Source organism: Pseudomonas sp. GD03903, from assembly GCF_029840045.1.
In the GTDB taxonomy this organism is placed as follows: domain Bacteria; phylum Pseudomonadota; class Gammaproteobacteria; order Pseudomonadales; family Pseudomonadaceae; genus Pseudomonas; species Pseudomonas pseudonitroreducens.
On sequence record NZ_JAOCBT010000005.1, the window covers coordinates 331,437 to 346,146 of the forward strand.

Below are 14,710 nucleotides of genomic sequence, written 5' to 3' on the forward strand. Positions count from 1 at the left end.
CTCACGGGGTTCTCCTGGGTCATACCGCGCCCTGCTCATGCAGGCGTTGGATATCACCGGGGGTATAACCCAGTTCCTGCAGCAGGTCATCCGTCTGTTCACCCAGCGCCGGCACGGCATCCATGCGCGGGGCGTAGGCATTGCTGTTCACTGGCGGCAGCAGCGCGGGCAAGCGCCCGGCCGGGCTGTCGATGTCGCGCCAGCGATTGCGAGCGGCCAGTTGCGGGTGCTGCCACAAACCGCGCATGTCGTTGACGTGGGCATTGGCAATCTGCGCCTGCTCCAGGCGTTCGATGACTTGCCCGGCGGCCAGCCCTGCGAAGGATTCCACGATCAGCGCGCGCAAGGCATCGCGATTGGCCACACGCAGGCTGGTCGCGGTGAAGCGCGGGTCGCTCGCCAGCTCCGGCCGCTGCAACACCACCTCGCAGAACTGCTTCCATTCCCGCTCGTTCTGCACACCGAGCATGACGCTGCCGCCATCGCCAGTGGGGAACGGCCCGTAGGGATAGATGGTGGCGTGGGCGGCGCCGGCGCGTGGTGGCTGCGACTGTCCTTCGAAGGCGTAGTACATGGGGAAGCCCATCCACTCGGCCATGCCTTCGAGCATCGATACTTCGACGCGGCTGCCCTCCCCCGTGCGGCCGCGCAGCAGCAGCGCGGAGAGAATGCCGCTGTAGGCGTACATGCCGGCGGAAATGTCGGCGATCGAACAGCCGGCCTTGGCCATCTCGTCGGCTCCAGGCCCGCCGGTGACCGAGAGGAAGCCGCTCTCGCTCTGGATCAGCAGGTCATAGGCTTTCTTCTGTTCGTAGGGGCCACCTTCGCCATAGCCGGAAATGTCGCAGACGATCAGCCGCGGGAAACGCTCGTGCAGTGCCTCGAACGACAGCCCCAGGCGTGCCGCAGCACCTGGCGCGAGGTTCTGCACCAGCACGTCGGCCTGCTCGAGCAACTGTTCCAGCACAGCCTGGGCCGGCTCCTGCTTGAGGTCCAGGGACAGGCTTTCCTTGGAACGGTTGGTCCAGACGAAGTGCGAGGCCAGGCCGCGCACGCGCTCGTCATAGCCACGGGCGAAATCGCCGACGCCGGGGCGCTCGATCTTGATCACACGGGCGCCGAGGTCGGCCAGCTGGCGGGTGCAGAACGGCGCGGCAATGGCGTGTTCCAGGCTGACGACGGTAATCCCGTCGAGGGGACGCGAACTCATGGGCAACTCCAGACGCCGGCCGAGCGGCCGACGCTACGATTCAGTGGGATCGGGCGGCGGAGTCGCCCGCGAGTCTCTTTCAATGGAAGTCGTCGAGGTTCGACAGCTGGTGCAGCCGCCAGCTGGCCTGTACCAGTCGATCCGCTTCGCTCTCGCTGCGCTGGCCGGCGAAGGCCAGCAGGCGGCGGAACTTGTCCTCCAGCTCCGCCCGGCTCAGGCCGTTGCCCGGGTCGCCCTTGGGCTCATCGATGGCGCCGTGCAGTTGGCGGCCATCGGTGGTGAGCACATCGACCCGGCCGAGCCAGCGGCGTGGGTAGGCGCCGTCCACTTCCCCATCGAGCTGCATGCTGACCTTCTCGCGGAACGCGGAAACCGCGGCGTCGCTCAGGGCGAACTCTTCGAACTCCACCAGCCCGGCCTTGCCGTGCACGGCAATCAGGCCCAGCACGGTGCCCATGGAGAACTTCGCCTGGTGCACAGTCTGCGGCACCACCACGCGGCCAAGCACATCGATGGCGCCCTGGTGCACGCGGGTGGTGACCTTGGCGATATCGCCGTGCGCCAGCCCTTCGCGCTGCATCAGGCCGAGCAGTGCGTCGGCGGCAGGATGGGTGTGGCGGCAGGAGGCGTGGAACTTGTAGGAGGTCTCGCAGAGCGCCCAGCGGGTGCCCAGGCCATCCACCAGCCGGCTCGGATCGGCGTCGCTGGACATGCCAGCCGCCATGCCCTGCTCGCCTTCGAGGATATTCTGCGCGCCGGTCAGGCCATCGGCCGTCAGGTAGGCGGCGAGCAGACCGTCAGCCGCAGCTTTCGCGGTGTGCAGTTGCTTGGAGTCGGCGGCGTCGCGGAGGAACTCCCAGAGCCCGGCGGCCTGGGTACCGGCACTGCCCAGGCAGTTGACGAACTGCCGGCTGTCCAGCCCCAGCAGCTTGCCCACCGCCACCGCAGCGGCCAGGGTGCCGACCGTGGCGGTGGTGTGGAAGATGCGGTAGTGCGAGCGACCGAGGAACTCGCCGATGCGGATGCCCGCCTCGTAGCCGGCGACGCTGGCGAGGATCAGCTCGCGGCCGGACTTGCCCAGTTCCTGCGCGGCCGCCAGGGCCGCCGGGAAGACCACGGTGGCCGGGTGCAGCACGGAGCTGTTGTGCAGGTCGTCCTGTTCCACCAGGTGCGAACTGGCGCCGTTGACCAGCGCGGCGAAGTACGCGGAAGTCGAGCTGCCGTCCACCAGCACGCGGCTCTTCCCGGTTGCCGGGCCCATGCGCTGGGCATAGCGCTGGAACAGCGGGATCGGGTGGCGGTTCTGGCTGGCCAGGGCCGAGCCGAGCCAGTCGAGGAAAAGTTCTTCGGTGTACTCGACCACTGCCGCGGGCAGGTCTTCGTAACGCAGGCCGGCAAGGAATTCGGCCAGGGCGTGGGTATTGTTCATCGCTTGTCGTCCCGGTTCGTCAGAAGGAGCGCGGCAGTTCGAGCAGGTGCTCGGCCACGTAGGACAGGATCAGGTTGGTGGAGATCGGCGCCACCTGGTACAGGCGCGTCTCGCGGAACTTGCGCTCGACGTCGTACTCGTTGGCGAAGCCGAAACCGCCGTGGGTCTGCAGGCAGGCGTTGGCCGCTTCCCAGCTGGCCTTGGCTGCCAGGTACTTGGCCATGTTGGCGGCGGCGCCGGCGTTCTTGCCGCTGTCGTACTCCTGGCAGGCGCGCCAGCGCATCAGGTCGGCCGCCTCGATCTCGATGTGGGCCTCGGCGATGGGGAACTGCACGCCCTGGTTCTGCCCGATCGGGCGGCCGAACACCACGCGGTCGCGGGCGTACTGTGCGGATTTTTCGGTGAACCAGCGGCCATCGCCGATGCACTCGGCGGCGATCAGCGTGCGCTCGGCATTGAGGCCGTCGAGGATGTACTTGAAGCCCTTGCCCTCTTCGCCGATCAGGTTGCCAGCGGGGATTTCCAGGTTGTCGAAGAACAGCTCGTTGGTCTCGTGGTTGACCATGTTGGCGATCGGCTGGACGGTCAGGCCGTTGCCGATGGCTTCGCGCAGGTCGACCAGGAAGATCGACATGCCCTCGGACTTCTTCTTCACCTCGGCCAGCGGCGTGGTGCGGGCCAGCAGGATCATCAGGTCGGAGTGCTGGATACGCGAGATCCACACCTTCTGGCCGTTGATCACGTATTTGTCGCCACGGCGCACGGCAGTGGTCTTGATCTTGGTGGTATCGGTGCCGGTGGTGGGCTCGGTGACACCCATGGACTGCAGGCGCAGTTCGCCGCTGGCGAGCCTGGGCAGATAGTAGGCCTTCTGCTCGGCGCTGCCGTTCCGCAGCAGGGTGAACATGTTGTACATCTGCCCGTGGATGGTCCCGGAGTTGCCGCCGCAGTGATTCACCTCTTCGAGGATCACCGACGCCTCGGCCAGGCCGAGGCCCGAGCCGCCGTACTCTTCCGGGATCATCGCCGACAGCCAGCCGGCTTCGGTCATGGCGCGGACGAAGTCCTCGGGAAAGCCCTTCTCTTCATCGATCCTGCGCCAGTATTCAGCGGGGAACTCCGCGCAGAGGGCGCGCACGCCGTCACGGATTGCCTGGAGTTCTTCGGGGGTGGACGTCATCGAATCACCTCATGTCTTTCTTGTTGGAGGCACCGGAGGCGGTGCGGTCAGTCGAATTCCACTTCGCCGCGCTGGGCGATGCCGGCACCGTTGCCAGCCCAGACCTCGGCCTTGCCGGGGCCACTGAGGCGGCCACCGACGGCGAACGGTTCAGGGCTGATCAGCGGGCGCAAGCCACGGTAGGCATAGCGGCGCAGGCGCGCTGCGGGGTTGGCGCGGCAGAACGCGCGCAGATTCAGGGTGCCGATCAGCGGGCCGTGCACCACCAGCCCGGGGTAGCCCTCGGCCTCGGTGACGTAGGGCCAGTCGTAATGGATGCGGTGGCCGTTGAAGGTCAGCGCGGAATAGCGGAACAGCAGGATCGGTGTCGGCTCGACGGTCTCGCTCCAGTCGCCGGCGGGCAGCGCTTCGCCGCTGGAGAGCTTGGGTGGAGTCGGTTCGCGGTAGACGATGTCCTGCTCTTCGCTGAAGGCCAGGTGGTTGTCCTGGTGAAAATCGTGGCGCAGGGTGACGAACAGCAGCGAGCCGGTGCGGCCGTGCTTTTCCTCGACATTGAGGATGGTGGTGGTGCGCTTGGCCACGCCGCCGACGCGCAGGGGCTGGTGAAACTCCAGGCGGCCACCGGCCCACATGCGGTTGCGCCCATCGGCCGGCGGCAGGAAGCCTCCGCGCGCCGGATGGCCGTCGGCCCCCAGGCCCGCCTCGCCTACTTCGTCCTGAAAGAACATCCAGTGCCACAGCGGCGGCAGCGCTTCACCCTTGGCCGGCACCTCTTCGCCAAGGGTTACGGCCAGGCGGCGGACCAGCACGGCACTCAGTTCTTCCTCGCGCTCCTGGGAGCGGCCGATCCAGTCGGCGTAGGGCGAATCGCTCATTTCGGACCTCTTGGCGTTGTGGTGAACGGAGCATGCAACAGGGCTTGCGTTCGTCGAATCCACATTTTCATAATCCAGCATTCGGAAATCCCGAACGCCAATCCTCCATTCAAAGACTAGCGGGGACCTGTTCCATGCACTTCGACCTGGCCGACCTGCGCCTCTTCGCGCATATCGCCGAAGCCCCCAGCCTCACCCAGGGCGCACGCCGCGCCCATCTTTCGGCGGCTGCCGCCAGCGCACGGATCAAGGCGCTGGAAGGACAGCTCGACTGCCGCCTGCTGTATCGCGACAACCGCGGGGTCGAACTGACTCCCGCCGGCCAGCGCCTGCTGCAGCATGCGCGGCTGATCCTGCGCCAGGTGGACCACCTGAAAAGCGACTTCAGCGGCCAGGCCGGCGACCAGGTCGGGCACATCCGCATCTTCGCCAACACCACGGCGGTGACCGAGTTCCTCCCGGAGCTGCTGGCGGACTTTCTCGCCGATCGCCCCGGCGTCAGCGTCGACCTGCAGGAACGCCTGAACCGCGATATCGTCCGAGCCATCCTCGATGGCTCGGCGGACCTCGGCATCGTCGCCGGCCCGGTACGTGCGGAGGGGTTGCAGGTGGTCCACTTCAGTACCGACCGGCTGGTGCTTGCCGTCGCACCGGACCACCCGCTGTGCGCCCTGCCCCGCCTGACCCTGGCCGACACGCTGGATTACCCGCACATCGCCCTGCATGAGGGCAGCACCCTGCAGAGCTTTCTGCGCGAACGGGTTGACCGCATGGGTGGCGAGCTCAACCTGCGCATCCAGGTGGCCAGCTTCGAGGCCATCTGCCGGATGGTCGAGGCCGGGGTCGGTATCGGCGTCATCCCGGAAACCGCCGCTGTGCGCCACAGCCGCACCATGAACCTGCGAATCCTGCCGCTGGACGAGCCCTGGGTGGTCCGCGAACGCAGCGTGCTGCTGCGCGACCGTGAAGCCCTGCCCGCTTGCGCCCGTGCGCTGGTTGACCTGCTGCGCGGCCTGCAGGACAGCCCCCCGGCGCAGCCCTCCGCTTGAGCGCCGAGGGCAGGTCGCTTTTGCATTGAATCTGCCGAAGCCATATGCTTGATATATGTTTTGTTATGTTTCATATGGAGATTCGCGACACATGGGCATCATCAACCTGGATGACGACCTGCACGATCAACTGCGCCGCGCCAGTTCGGTGACCTGCCGCTCGATCAACGCCCAGGCCGCGTTCTGGATCAGGATAGGTATGCTCTGCGAGTTGGAGCCGACCCTGAGCTTCAACCAGATTGTCACCCGCGAACTGCAGGAAGCCGGGGTGAAATGCCCGGCCGCGGTCGGCGCAAGATGATCAAGAGCGCGGCGGAACTGGCGTTGATGGCCGAGTCCGGCCGGCTGCTGGCGAAGGTCTTCGGCTTCGTCGACACGCTGCCGCTGGGGGGCATGACGACCCTGGAAGTGAACGACCGTGTCGAGCGCTACATAGTCGGCGAACTGCAGGCGCGGCCTGCCAGCAAGGGCCAGTACGGCTTTGCCTACGTGCTCAATTCCTCACCCAACCAGGTGGTCTGCCATGGTGTGCCGTCCGCGGCGGACCGGCTGCAGGATGGCGACATCGTCAACTTCGACATCACCCTGGAGAAGAACGGCTTCATCGCCGATTCGAGCAAGACCTACCTCGTCGGTAACGTTTCACCCGCCGCCCGGCGCCTGGTGGACATCACCTACGAGGCCATGTGGAAAGGCATTCGTGCGGTGAAGCCCGGCGCTCGCCTGGGTGATATCGGCCACGCCATCGAGCGGCATGCCCGCCAGCACGGCTACAGCGTGGTCGAGGACTACTGCGGCCATGGCATCGGCCGCGAGATGCACGAGCCGCCGCAGGTGCTGCATGTTGGGCGCCCGCGCACCGGGCAGGTGCTCCGCCCAGGCATGGTCTTCACCATCGAGCCCATGCTCAACGAGGGACTTTCCGGCGTGAAAACCCTGAACGACGAGTGGACCGTGGTGACCCTCGACGGCAAGCTCTCCGCGCAGTTCGAACACACCGTGGCGGTGACCGCCAAGGGCTTCGAAGTGCTCACGCTGCGCCCCGAGGAGCGCAGCGCCGGACGCTGACTTGCACCTCAGCCGTCGGTGGAACGAGTCAGCGTTTCCCAGCGGGTGATTTCCTCTTCCAGTGCTGAAAGCTTCTGCCGCACCAGGCCCAGCGCATCGCTGCCCAGCAGGAGGTGCCGCGGCGGCACGGCTGCCTCGATGGCCGCCAGCATGGCCCGCGCGGCTTTCCTCGGGTCGCCCGGCTGCTTGCCGCTTTTTTCCTGCCGCGCCTGGCGTACCGGGTCGAACAGCGCGTCGTAATCGGCAATGGAGCGCGGGCTGCGGACCATGGAGCGCCCTGCCCAATCGGTGCGAAAGGACCCTGGCGCCACGGCGGTCACCGCGATGCCGAAGCCTTCGACTTCCTTGCCCAGCGCATCGCTGATGCCCTCCAGGGCGAACTTGCTGCCGCAGTAGTAGGCGATCCCCGGCATCGTGATGTAGCCGCCCATGGACGTGATGTTGAGGATGTGGCCACGCCGGCGCTGGCGCATGCACGGCAGGACTGCCCTGATCATCGCCACGGCGCCGAAGACGTTGACCTCGAACTGCCGGCGCATTGCCTCCAGCGGCGATTCCTCGAGGATGCCTTCATGGCCGTAGCCGGCGCTGTTCACCAGCACGTCCAGGGGGCCGACGCTGGCCTCGACCTCCGCGACCAGGCCCGGAATGGCATCGAAATCGGTCACGTCGAGCAGGCGCCCGAAGATTTGCCCGGGTGCCAAGGCTTCAAGTTCGGCGCGGGCCTGTTCGTTGCGCACCGTGCCTACCACGCGATGCCCGGCGGCGAGCGCCTCGCGAGCCAGGGCGAGGCCGAAGCCACTGCTGGCGCCGGTGATCAGCAGGTTTTTGCGAGATGACATCAGGTGACTCCACTTCAGGGATTTGAGTGCACAATACTCAGCATCACCGCCATCTCGCAGACCTCAATCTCTGACTTTATTGCCTGATTCTATGAATGCGGAAATTGAAGCATCCTGCACCGGGCAGGCACGCATGGCCGCCCTGCTCGGCGCATTGGCTCCCCAGGAGGGCTACAACCTCACCGCGCTGGCGGGCGTGCGACTGCTCCGCTCGAATCGCCCGCTGGCGCGCACCCCGGTGCTCTACGACCCCGGTATCGTGATCGTCAGCCAGGGCCGCAAGCGCGGCTATTTCGGCGATGAAATCTATCTCTACGACGAACAGCACTACCTTGCGGTCGCCGTGCCGGTGCCCTTCACCATGGAAACCGACGCCACACCGGAGCGCCCGCTCCTGGCCATCTACCTGCACCTGGACTTCCAGCTCGCCGCCGAACTGATGTTGCAGATCGACCAGATGGGCAAACCTTCTGTCGAGGACGCACCACGCAGCCTGTTCTCCAGCCCGATGGCCCCGGCGCTGACGCAGTCAGTGCTGCGATTGCTCGAAGCGCTGAGCGAGCCGCTGGAAGCGGCAATCCTCGCGCCGGCGCTGCTGCGCGAGCTGTATTTCCGCGTGCTCACCGGCGCCCAGGGCAATGCCATGCGCGGCCGCTTCGGCAATATCGCCAGGGCCCTGCAACGCATCCATACGAGCTACGCGCAACCCATCGACCTGCCGCACTTGGCGAGCGAAGCCGGTATGAGCGTTCCGTCCTTCCACAGCCACTTCAAGGCCGTCACCCGCACCTCGCCCATGCAGTACCTCAAGTGCACGCGGTTGCACCAGGCACGGCTGCTGATCGTGCGCCAGGGCATGACGGCGCAGGCGGCGAGCCTCGCCGTCGGCTATGCCAGCGCCTCGCAGTTCAACCGCGAGTTCAAGCGCCTGTTCGGCCGAACACCACTGGCGGAGGCACAGCGCATGCGGGAGAACTTCGCGATTCCGCCAGCGCAGGAGGCCTCGGGTTATGTCTCCTCTCACTGAACAGAACAATACTTATCGATAATCCCAATATTCTTCTGATTTTTGATGTGTTATTGCTCGCGACTTATTATTCCGGCAATACAACGCCAATTCATGCCGGATTGCCTCATTTAGAATGCTGGCTCAACCAGGAGGCCCGCATGAAGCCGCTCGACATTCCCGACCGCCGTAAAGGACAGGCAGCATGACCTGCGCCATGTCCCTCGAAGCGCTGGCCTACGACCACCGGGATGGCGAGGAAATCCTCCCGCACTGCCACAACCAGGCGCAGCTGATTCACTCGATTTCCGGCGTAATGCTGGTTGGCGCCGCCCAGAAGAACTGGGTGGTGCCGCCCGGCCATGCGCTCTGGGTTCCGCCCGGTACCGAGCATCAGATCCGCATGTTCGGCAGCGTGCGGATGCGCACGCTGTTCATGCCGGCATCAACCTGGCCCTGGGGCGGCCAGCAGTGCCAGCTGATCGACGTGACGCCGCTGCTGCGCGAGCTGCTGGTCGCTGCCAGTGCGATGCAGGCCGGCGTTGGCAACGAGCAGCGCCGGCGCTGCCTGCACGAACTGCTGCTGGTGGAGATGGATGCGGCGCAGACGGTCGGCATTCACCTCGCCATGCCCACCGACCCTCGCCTGCAGCGCCTGTGCAATGCGGTGATCGGCGCCCCGGCGGATGAAACCGGCATGGAGGATTGGGCGCAGCGGCTGAACATGAGCAGCCGCACCCTCGCCCGCCTGTTCCAGCGCGAGCTGGGGATGAACTTCGGCGATTGGCGCACCCGCGTGCGCATGGTGCTCAGCCTGCAACGGCTGATCGCCGGCGCTTCGGTACTGGAAGTCGCCCTGGAACATGGCTACCAGAGCCCGAGCGCCTTCTCGCAGACCTTCAAGCGCATCCTCGGGCAATCGCCCAGCCATTACCTGGCCGCGCGTTCCTGAGGCAGGCCGCCAGCGGGTTGTCATTTTCGCGAGGCTGGTTGTCGGGGCGGCGAGAGAGCCGTAGCGGCGCAATCCCTAACCTGCGGGAGTCCGAAACGAAATGACTCCCCGATATGCCAATACCTACATCCAACCCACGCCATGCTCTGCTCACGCTGGCCTGCGCCGGCCTGCTGCTGGGCGGCTGTGCGGCGGTCAGCGAGCATCAGCCGCCCTCTTCCGGCGCTTCCCCCGGTGCCGACTGGCGAGCACTGGCCAGCAACGTCGCTGCGCAGGACCCGCCCGCCCACTGGTGGCGGCTCTACCAGGACCCGCTGCTTGACCAGCTGGTAATCCAGGCCCTGCAACACAATCAGCAGTTGCAGGCGTCCCTGGCCCATGTCGACGAACTGCTCGCCTTGCTCGGGCAGGCACAGGCGCAGCGCTGGCCGACGACCACGGCGAGCTGGCAGACCGTCTACGGCCGCAGCAGCGACGACCAGACCGAAGCCAAGGCCAGCGGCAGCCGCGCCGGCTCGCAGTGGAACCAGATACCGGGGTTCGCGCTCGACTACCAGATCGATCTCTGGGGTCGGGTGCGCCAGTCGATCCTCGCCGCCCAGGCCAACGCCGAGGCGGCACAGGCGGCCCACGACCAGTTGCGCGTGAGTGTCGCCGCCGCCACGGCGCGCGCCTACGCCAATGCCTGCGCCTATGCCGGCCGGGCCGTCATCCAGCAGCACTCGGTGGCGACCGTCGAGCGCAGCCTCGATCTCACCCTTCGCCAGCGCCGCGCCGGGCTGCTCACCGACCTGGAAGTGGAGCGCATGCGCAGCCTGCTGGCGGAAACCCGCGCCGCTCTGCCGCGCCTGCAAGCCGAGCAGCAAGCCGCGCTGGAAGAACTCAACGTGCTCACCGGTAGCCAGGCAGGGCAACTGCCGGCTGCGCTCAGTGACTGCCGCAGCGTGCCACAGCTGCACCAGGCGCTCCCGGTTGGCGATGGCTGGGCGCTGCTGCAGCGGCGTCCGGATATTCGCGCGGCGCAGCGCGAGCTGGCCGCCGCTGGGCACGAAGTCGGCGTGCGCCAGGCCGACTTCTACCCGAGTGTGTCGTTCGGGGCGTCGATCACCTCATCGGCCTCACGCCTCTCCGACCTTGGCGCGCACGAGGCGATCACCTATGCCGTCGGGCCGCTGATCAGCTGGAGCTTTCCCAACCTGCTTGGCACTCGAGCCCGTCTCGCCGCTGCACAGGCCCGCGAGAATCAGCAGCTCGCACGTTTCCAGCAGCAGGCGCTGGTGGCGCTCAAGGAGGTTCGCCAGAGCCTCGCGCGCTACAGCGGCGAGGCTGGCCACCGCGCGGCACTGGGCAGCGCCCTGGACAGCAGCCGCAACGCCTATCGCCTGGCACAGGTGAACTACCAGGCCGGCGCGCTGGACTTCCTCGATGTACTCGATAGCGAACGCGCCATGGTCCGCCTTGAAGCGGACACGGCCGAAGCCGATCAGCAACTGGCTGAGCGCCAGATCGATCTCTTCCACGCCCTCGGCGGTGGCTGGCAGGACACGCCAGCCAACCAGCTGGCCGGGCACACCACCACTGCCACGGAACCCGCAAGATGAATATGGCCGTCGCCGAACAACAAGCCGAAGCCGCCGAACACAAAGCTCAGCGCGAAAGCAGGCGTCGCCAGCGCTGCCTGCTGTGGCTGGGCAGCTGCGTGCTGCTGCTCGCCGTGCTGGGGTACGGCTCCTACTGGGCGAGCATCGGTCGCTACCTGGAGGAAACCGATGACGCCTACGTGCGTGCCGACTGGATCACCATCAGCCCGAAGGTGTCCGGCTACGTCGCCGAGGTGCTGGTCGCTGACAACCAGAGCGTCAGCGCCGGCACGGCGCTGGTACGCATTCAGGATCGCGATTATCAGGCACGACTGGCGCAGGCCCGGGCACGGCAGGTCGAAGCGCGTGCCGCCATCGCCGCGCAACAGGCCGCGCTGGTGACATTCGACGCCCAGTTGCAGGAACAGCAGGCGCTGATCGACCAGGCCGTCGCCGAGATCGACAGCGCCCGTGCCGAACGCCAGCGCGCGCAACTGGACTTCCAGCGCTACCGCGACCTCGTCGCCCAGCAGGCCGCCAGCAGCCAGCGCCTGGAGAGCGTCACCGCCGACTTCGCGCGGGCCCGCTCCACGCTCAGCCGCGCCGAAGCCGCGGCCAGCCGGCAGCGCACCCGCCTGAACGTACTCCAGGCCGGCCGCGCACAAGCCGCCGCGCAATTGCAACAGCGTCAGGCCCGCGCCGCCGAGGCAGATGCCAGCCTGGCCCTGGCGGAACATGAACTGGAGGACACCTTGATCCGCGCGCCCATCGCCGGCGTCGTTGGCCAACGCCGGGTACGCCAGCGCCAGTACGTCACGCCCGGCCTGCCACTGCTGGCCCTGGTGCCGCTGGAGCAGTCCTACGTGGTGGCCAACTACAAGGAAACCCAACTGCGCCGCATGCGCCCCGGCCAGTCGGTGGAGCTGCGCCTGGACAGTTTCCCGCAGGTGCGGCTGCATGGCCGTATCGAGAGTCTCTCGCCCGGCTCGGGGTCGATCTTCGCCTTGCTGCCGCCGGACAACGCCACGGGCAACTTCACCAAGATCGTCCAGCGCTTCCCGGTGAAGATTGCCCTGGACCCCGGCGCTCGCGAGCAGTTGCCGATCCTCCCCGGCATGTCGGTGATCGCCGAGGTGGATACCCGCGATGGCGGCGAGGCGCAAGCCGATGGCCAGTGAGAGCGAAAAAACCTCGCTGAAAGCCTGGGTAGCGGTGATCGGCGGGCTGCTCGGCTGCTTCATGGCCGGCATGAATGTGCACGTGACCAGCGCCGCCCTGCCGGAAATCCAGGGTTCGCTGAGTGCCAGCTTCGAGGAAGGCTCGTGGATTTCCACGGCTTACCTGGTCGCCGAGATCGTGATGATCCCGCTGACCGCCTGGCTGGTCGAAGTGTTTTCCCTGCGCCGGGTGATGCTGGTCGGCTCGGGGATCTTCCTGGCGGCCTCGGTGGCCTGCTCGTTCTCGCCGAACCTTGCCACCCTGATCGCTATCCGCGTGATCCAGGGGGCGGCCGGCGCGGTGCTGATCCCACTGTCGTTCCAGCTGATCATCACCGAGCTGCCGGCATCGCGGGTAGCCATGGGCATGGCGTTGTTCAGCCTGTCCAACAGCGTCGCCCAGGCTGCCGGGCCGTCCATCGGTGGCTGGCTTACCGACGCCTACAGTTGGCGCTGGATCTTCTACCTGCAACTGATCCCCGGCCTGCTCCTGCTGGCTGCCGTGGCCTGGGCGATAGCGCCGCAAGCCATGCAGGTGCACAAGCTGCGCAACGGCGACTGGCTGGGCATCGTCAGCATGATCATCGGCCTGGGGGCGATCCAGGTCGTGCTGGAGGAAGGTGGGCGCAAGGACTGGTTCGGTTCCGACTTCATCACTGGCATGTTGCTCGTCGGCGTACTCGCGCTTCTCCTGTTCATCCATACGCAGCTGTTCGGCCGGCGCTCGTTCATCAACCTGCGCCTGCTGGCCGGCTACAACTTCGGCGTGGCCAGCGCGGCAATGTTTATTTTCGGCGCAGCGACCTTCGGCCTGGTGTTCCTGGTGCCGAACTACCTGTCCCAGTTGCATGGCTACAATGCCCGCGAGATCGGCGTCAGCCTGATCGCCTATGGCCTCGTGCAATTGCTCCTGGCACCGCTGATGCCGCGCCTGATGCGCTGGCTGAACGCCAAGCTGATGGTCGCCAGCGGCTTCGCCATCATGGCGCTGGGCTGTTATCTCGGTGCACACCTGGATGCCGACAGCGCGGCCAACGTGATCATTCCCTCCACCGTAGTCCGCGGCATCGGCCAGCCGTTCATCATGGTGGCGCTGTCGGTGCTGGCGGTTTCCGGGTTGTCCAAACAGCAGGCCGGTTCTGCCTCGGCGCTGTTCTCCATGCTGCGCAACCTCGGCGGCGCGGTGGGGACGGCGGCGCTGACACAGATCGTCTCGCAGCGCGAGCGCTTCCACTCCGAGCGCATCGGCGAACAGCTGACGCTCTTCTCGCCAGCCCTGCAGGAACGCCTGCAAGACGACCCCGGCAGCGCCTTCGCGCTCAACGAATGGCTGCCGGCGCAGGCCGAAACCCTCGCCCGCCTGGGCGCGAACATTCGCCACGAGGCATTCCTCATGGCCTACGGTGATGCGTTCTATCTGTCTTTCATCGCCCTGCTGGCCTGTGCGGTGGCCGCACTGGCCCTGCGCGGCAACCCGCGTTCCTAGAGGAATCTGCATGCCTTTCGATATCTTCAAGCACAATCAGCTTGCCTGGGACCGCCAGGCCCGCGAGCAAGGGCCATGGAGCCAGCCGGTCGGCCCGGAGATCACGGCGGCCGCGCGGCGCGGCGACTGGCAGGTGCATCTCACGCCTTCCCCGCTGCCGCCGGCATGGCTGGGCGACGTCGGCGGCCAGCGCATCCTCTGCCTGGCCTCCGGTGGCGGGCAGCAGGCGCCCGTGCTGGCGGCCGCCGGGGCACAGGTGACGGTGCTGGATGCCAGCCCCGAGCAACTGGCGCGGGATCGCCACGTAGCCGAGCGCGACGGCCTGCAATTGGAAACCGTGCTGGGCGACATGCGTGATCTGTCGGCCTTCGCCGATGGCCACTTCGACTGCATCTTCCAGCCGATTTCCAATCTCTATGTACCGGATATCCGCCCGGTCTGGCGCGAGTGCTTCCGCACCTTGCGCAGCGGTGGCCGGTTGCTCGCCAGTTTCTACAATCCGGTGGTGTTCATCGGCGCGCGCGACCCGGCGCTGGCCGAGCAAGGGCTGCTGCGCCCGGCCTTCAAGCTGCCCTATTCCGACCTGCGCGACCTGCCGGCCGAGGCCCTGAAGGACAAGCAGCAGCGCGGTGAGGCACTGGTGTTCGGCCATAGCCTGGCCGAGCAGATCGGCGGGCAACTGCAAGCGGGCTTCGTCCTGCGCGGCTTCATCGAGGACGAACAGCCCAACCCACGCTTCGTGGTGGATCGTTTCCTGCCGACCTTCCTGGCGACCTGGGCCGAGAAGCCCTGAGTCGCCAGCCAGGCGGGTCGCGT

Annotated in this window: 14 protein-coding genes; 9 read left to right on the forward strand and 5 right to left on the reverse strand. The window is 66.8% G+C overall.

Translation table 11 applies throughout. From position 1 onward, the window contains the following. Positions 1 to 19 precede the first annotated feature (19 nt). From N5C91_RS10630 to N5C91_RS10645, 4 genes are all read right to left on the reverse strand, one after another. Positions 20 to 1,210 carry a CaiB/BaiF CoA-transferase family protein gene (locus N5C91_RS10630; RefSeq protein ID WP_279829479.1) on the reverse strand — a complete coding sequence of 397 codons (1,191 nt, stop codon included), beginning with the start codon at positions 1,208 to 1,210 and terminating at the stop codon, positions 20 to 22. Between the two features lie 79 nt (positions 1,211 to 1,289). Further along, positions 1,290 to 2,639 (reverse strand): MmgE/PrpD family protein, encoded by a 1,350-nt coding sequence (locus N5C91_RS10635; RefSeq protein ID WP_279829481.1) that lies wholly within the window; start codon positions 2,637 to 2,639, stop codon positions 1,290 to 1,292. A 19-nt stretch (positions 2,640 to 2,658) separates the two neighbouring features. Further along, entirely contained in the window at positions 2,659 to 3,819 is a 1,161-nt protein-coding gene (locus N5C91_RS10640) for an acyl-CoA dehydrogenase family protein (protein WP_279829483.1), read from the reverse strand. Between the two features lie 47 nt (positions 3,820 to 3,866). Continuing rightward, positions 3,867 to 4,694 (reverse strand): MaoC family dehydratase N-terminal domain-containing protein, encoded by an 828-nt coding sequence (locus N5C91_RS10645; RefSeq protein WP_236200333.1) that lies wholly within the window; start codon positions 4,692 to 4,694, stop codon positions 3,867 to 3,869. Between the two features lie 134 nt (positions 4,695 to 4,828). Here N5C91_RS10645 and N5C91_RS10650 point away from each other — a divergent pair, with 134 nt between their 5' ends. The 3 genes from N5C91_RS10650 to map all read left to right on the forward strand — a co-directional run bounded on the left by N5C91_RS10650 (position 4,829) and on the right by map (position 6,811). Beyond that, the gene (locus N5C91_RS10650; RefSeq protein ID WP_236175679.1) at positions 4,829 to 5,743 is read left to right on the forward strand and encodes a LysR substrate-binding domain-containing protein; all 915 of its coding nucleotides are present in this window, start codon (positions 4,829 to 4,831) and stop codon (positions 5,741 to 5,743) included. Between the two features lie 91 nt (positions 5,744 to 5,834). Continuing rightward, on the forward strand, positions 5,835 to 6,044 hold the full coding sequence (locus tag N5C91_RS10655) for a ParD-like family protein (RefSeq protein ID WP_236175680.1): 210 nt from the start codon (positions 5,835 to 5,837) through the stop codon (positions 6,042 to 6,044). After that, on the forward strand, positions 6,041 to 6,811 hold the full coding sequence (gene map, locus N5C91_RS10660; protein WP_279829568.1) for a type I methionyl aminopeptidase: 771 nt from the start codon (positions 6,041 to 6,043) through the stop codon (positions 6,809 to 6,811). The genes N5C91_RS10655 and map overlap by 4 nt, the downstream gene beginning before the upstream one ends. A gap of 8 nt (positions 6,812 to 6,819) precedes the next feature. On the opposite strand, the gene N5C91_RS10665 is transcribed toward map, so the two are convergent. Further along, positions 6,820 to 7,653, reverse strand: a complete 834-nt coding sequence (locus N5C91_RS10665; RefSeq protein WP_279829487.1) for an oxidoreductase — start codon at positions 7,651 to 7,653, stop codon at positions 6,820 to 6,822. A 91-nt stretch (positions 7,654 to 7,744) separates the two neighbouring features. On the opposite strand from N5C91_RS10665, the gene N5C91_RS10670 reads away from it, so the two are divergent. From N5C91_RS10670 to N5C91_RS10695, 6 genes are all read left to right on the forward strand, one after another. Next, entirely contained in the window at positions 7,745 to 8,680 is a 936-nt protein-coding gene (locus tag N5C91_RS10670; RefSeq protein WP_279829489.1) for an AraC family transcriptional regulator, read from the forward strand. Between the two features lie 184 nt (positions 8,681 to 8,864). After that, positions 8,865 to 9,611 (forward strand): helix-turn-helix transcriptional regulator, encoded by a 747-nt coding sequence (locus tag N5C91_RS10675; protein WP_279829491.1) that lies wholly within the window; start codon positions 8,865 to 8,867, stop codon positions 9,609 to 9,611. A 113-nt stretch (positions 9,612 to 9,724) separates the two neighbouring features. Further along, positions 9,725 to 11,212, forward strand: coding sequence for a TolC family protein (locus N5C91_RS10680; protein WP_279829493.1), 1,488 nt, complete (start codon positions 9,725 to 9,727; stop codon positions 11,210 to 11,212). Then, positions 11,209 to 12,369, forward strand: coding sequence for an HlyD family secretion protein (locus tag N5C91_RS10685; RefSeq protein ID WP_279829495.1), 1,161 nt, complete (start codon positions 11,209 to 11,211; stop codon positions 12,367 to 12,369). Before N5C91_RS10680 ends, N5C91_RS10685 begins: the two co-directional genes overlap by 4 nt. Further along, positions 12,359 to 13,894: an MDR family MFS transporter gene (locus N5C91_RS10690; protein ID WP_279829497.1), complete on the forward strand. Its 1,536-nt coding sequence runs from the start codon at positions 12,359 to 12,361 to the stop codon at positions 13,892 to 13,894. Before N5C91_RS10685 ends, N5C91_RS10690 begins: the two co-directional genes overlap by 11 nt. 10 nt (positions 13,895 to 13,904) lie before the next feature. Then, the gene (locus N5C91_RS10695; protein ID WP_236200326.1) at positions 13,905 to 14,687 is read left to right on the forward strand and encodes a class I SAM-dependent methyltransferase; all 783 of its coding nucleotides are present in this window, start codon (positions 13,905 to 13,907) and stop codon (positions 14,685 to 14,687) included. Positions 14,688 to 14,710 lie beyond the last annotated feature (23 nt).

Bases quoted from the DNA above. Each gene is read 5' to 3' on its own strand.
- N5C91_RS10695 (WP_236200326.1), top strand. From the start codon at position 13,905: ATGCCTTTCGATATCTTCAAGCACAATCAGCTTGCCTGGGACCGCCAG.
- N5C91_RS10670 (WP_279829489.1), top strand. From the start codon at position 7,745: ATGAATGCGGAAATTGAAGCATCCTGCACCGGGCAGGCACGCATGGCC.
- N5C91_RS10635 (WP_279829481.1), bottom strand. From the start codon at position 2,639: ATGAACAATACCCACGCCCTGGCCGAATTCCTTGCCGGCCTGCGTTAC.
- N5C91_RS10645 (WP_236200333.1), bottom strand. From the start codon at position 4,694: ATGAGCGATTCGCCCTACGCCGACTGGATCGGCCGCTCCCAGGAGCGC.
- N5C91_RS10690 (WP_279829497.1), top strand. From the start codon at position 12,359: ATGGCCAGTGAGAGCGAAAAAACCTCGCTGAAAGCCTGGGTAGCGGTG.
- N5C91_RS10685 (WP_279829495.1), top strand. From the start codon at position 11,209: ATGAATATGGCCGTCGCCGAACAACAAGCCGAAGCCGCCGAACACAAA.
- N5C91_RS10680 (WP_279829493.1), top strand. From the start codon at position 9,725: ATGCCAATACCTACATCCAACCCACGCCATGCTCTGCTCACGCTGGCC.
- map (WP_279829568.1), top strand. From the start codon at position 6,041: ATGATCAAGAGCGCGGCGGAACTGGCGTTGATGGCCGAGTCCGGCCGG.
- N5C91_RS10640 (WP_279829483.1), bottom strand. From the start codon at position 3,819: ATGACGTCCACCCCCGAAGAACTCCAGGCAATCCGTGACGGCGTGCGC.
- N5C91_RS10665 (WP_279829487.1), bottom strand. From the start codon at position 7,653: ATGTCATCTCGCAAAAACCTGCTGATCACCGGCGCCAGCAGTGGCTTC.
- N5C91_RS10675 (WP_279829491.1), top strand. From the start codon at position 8,865: ATGACCTGCGCCATGTCCCTCGAAGCGCTGGCCTACGACCACCGGGAT.
- N5C91_RS10630 (WP_279829479.1), bottom strand. From the start codon at position 1,210: ATGAGTTCGCGTCCCCTCGACGGGATTACCGTCGTCAGCCTGGAACAC.
- N5C91_RS10650 (WP_236175679.1), top strand. From the start codon at position 4,829: ATGCACTTCGACCTGGCCGACCTGCGCCTCTTCGCGCATATCGCCGAA.
- N5C91_RS10655 (WP_236175680.1), top strand. From the start codon at position 5,835: ATGGGCATCATCAACCTGGATGACGACCTGCACGATCAACTGCGCCGC.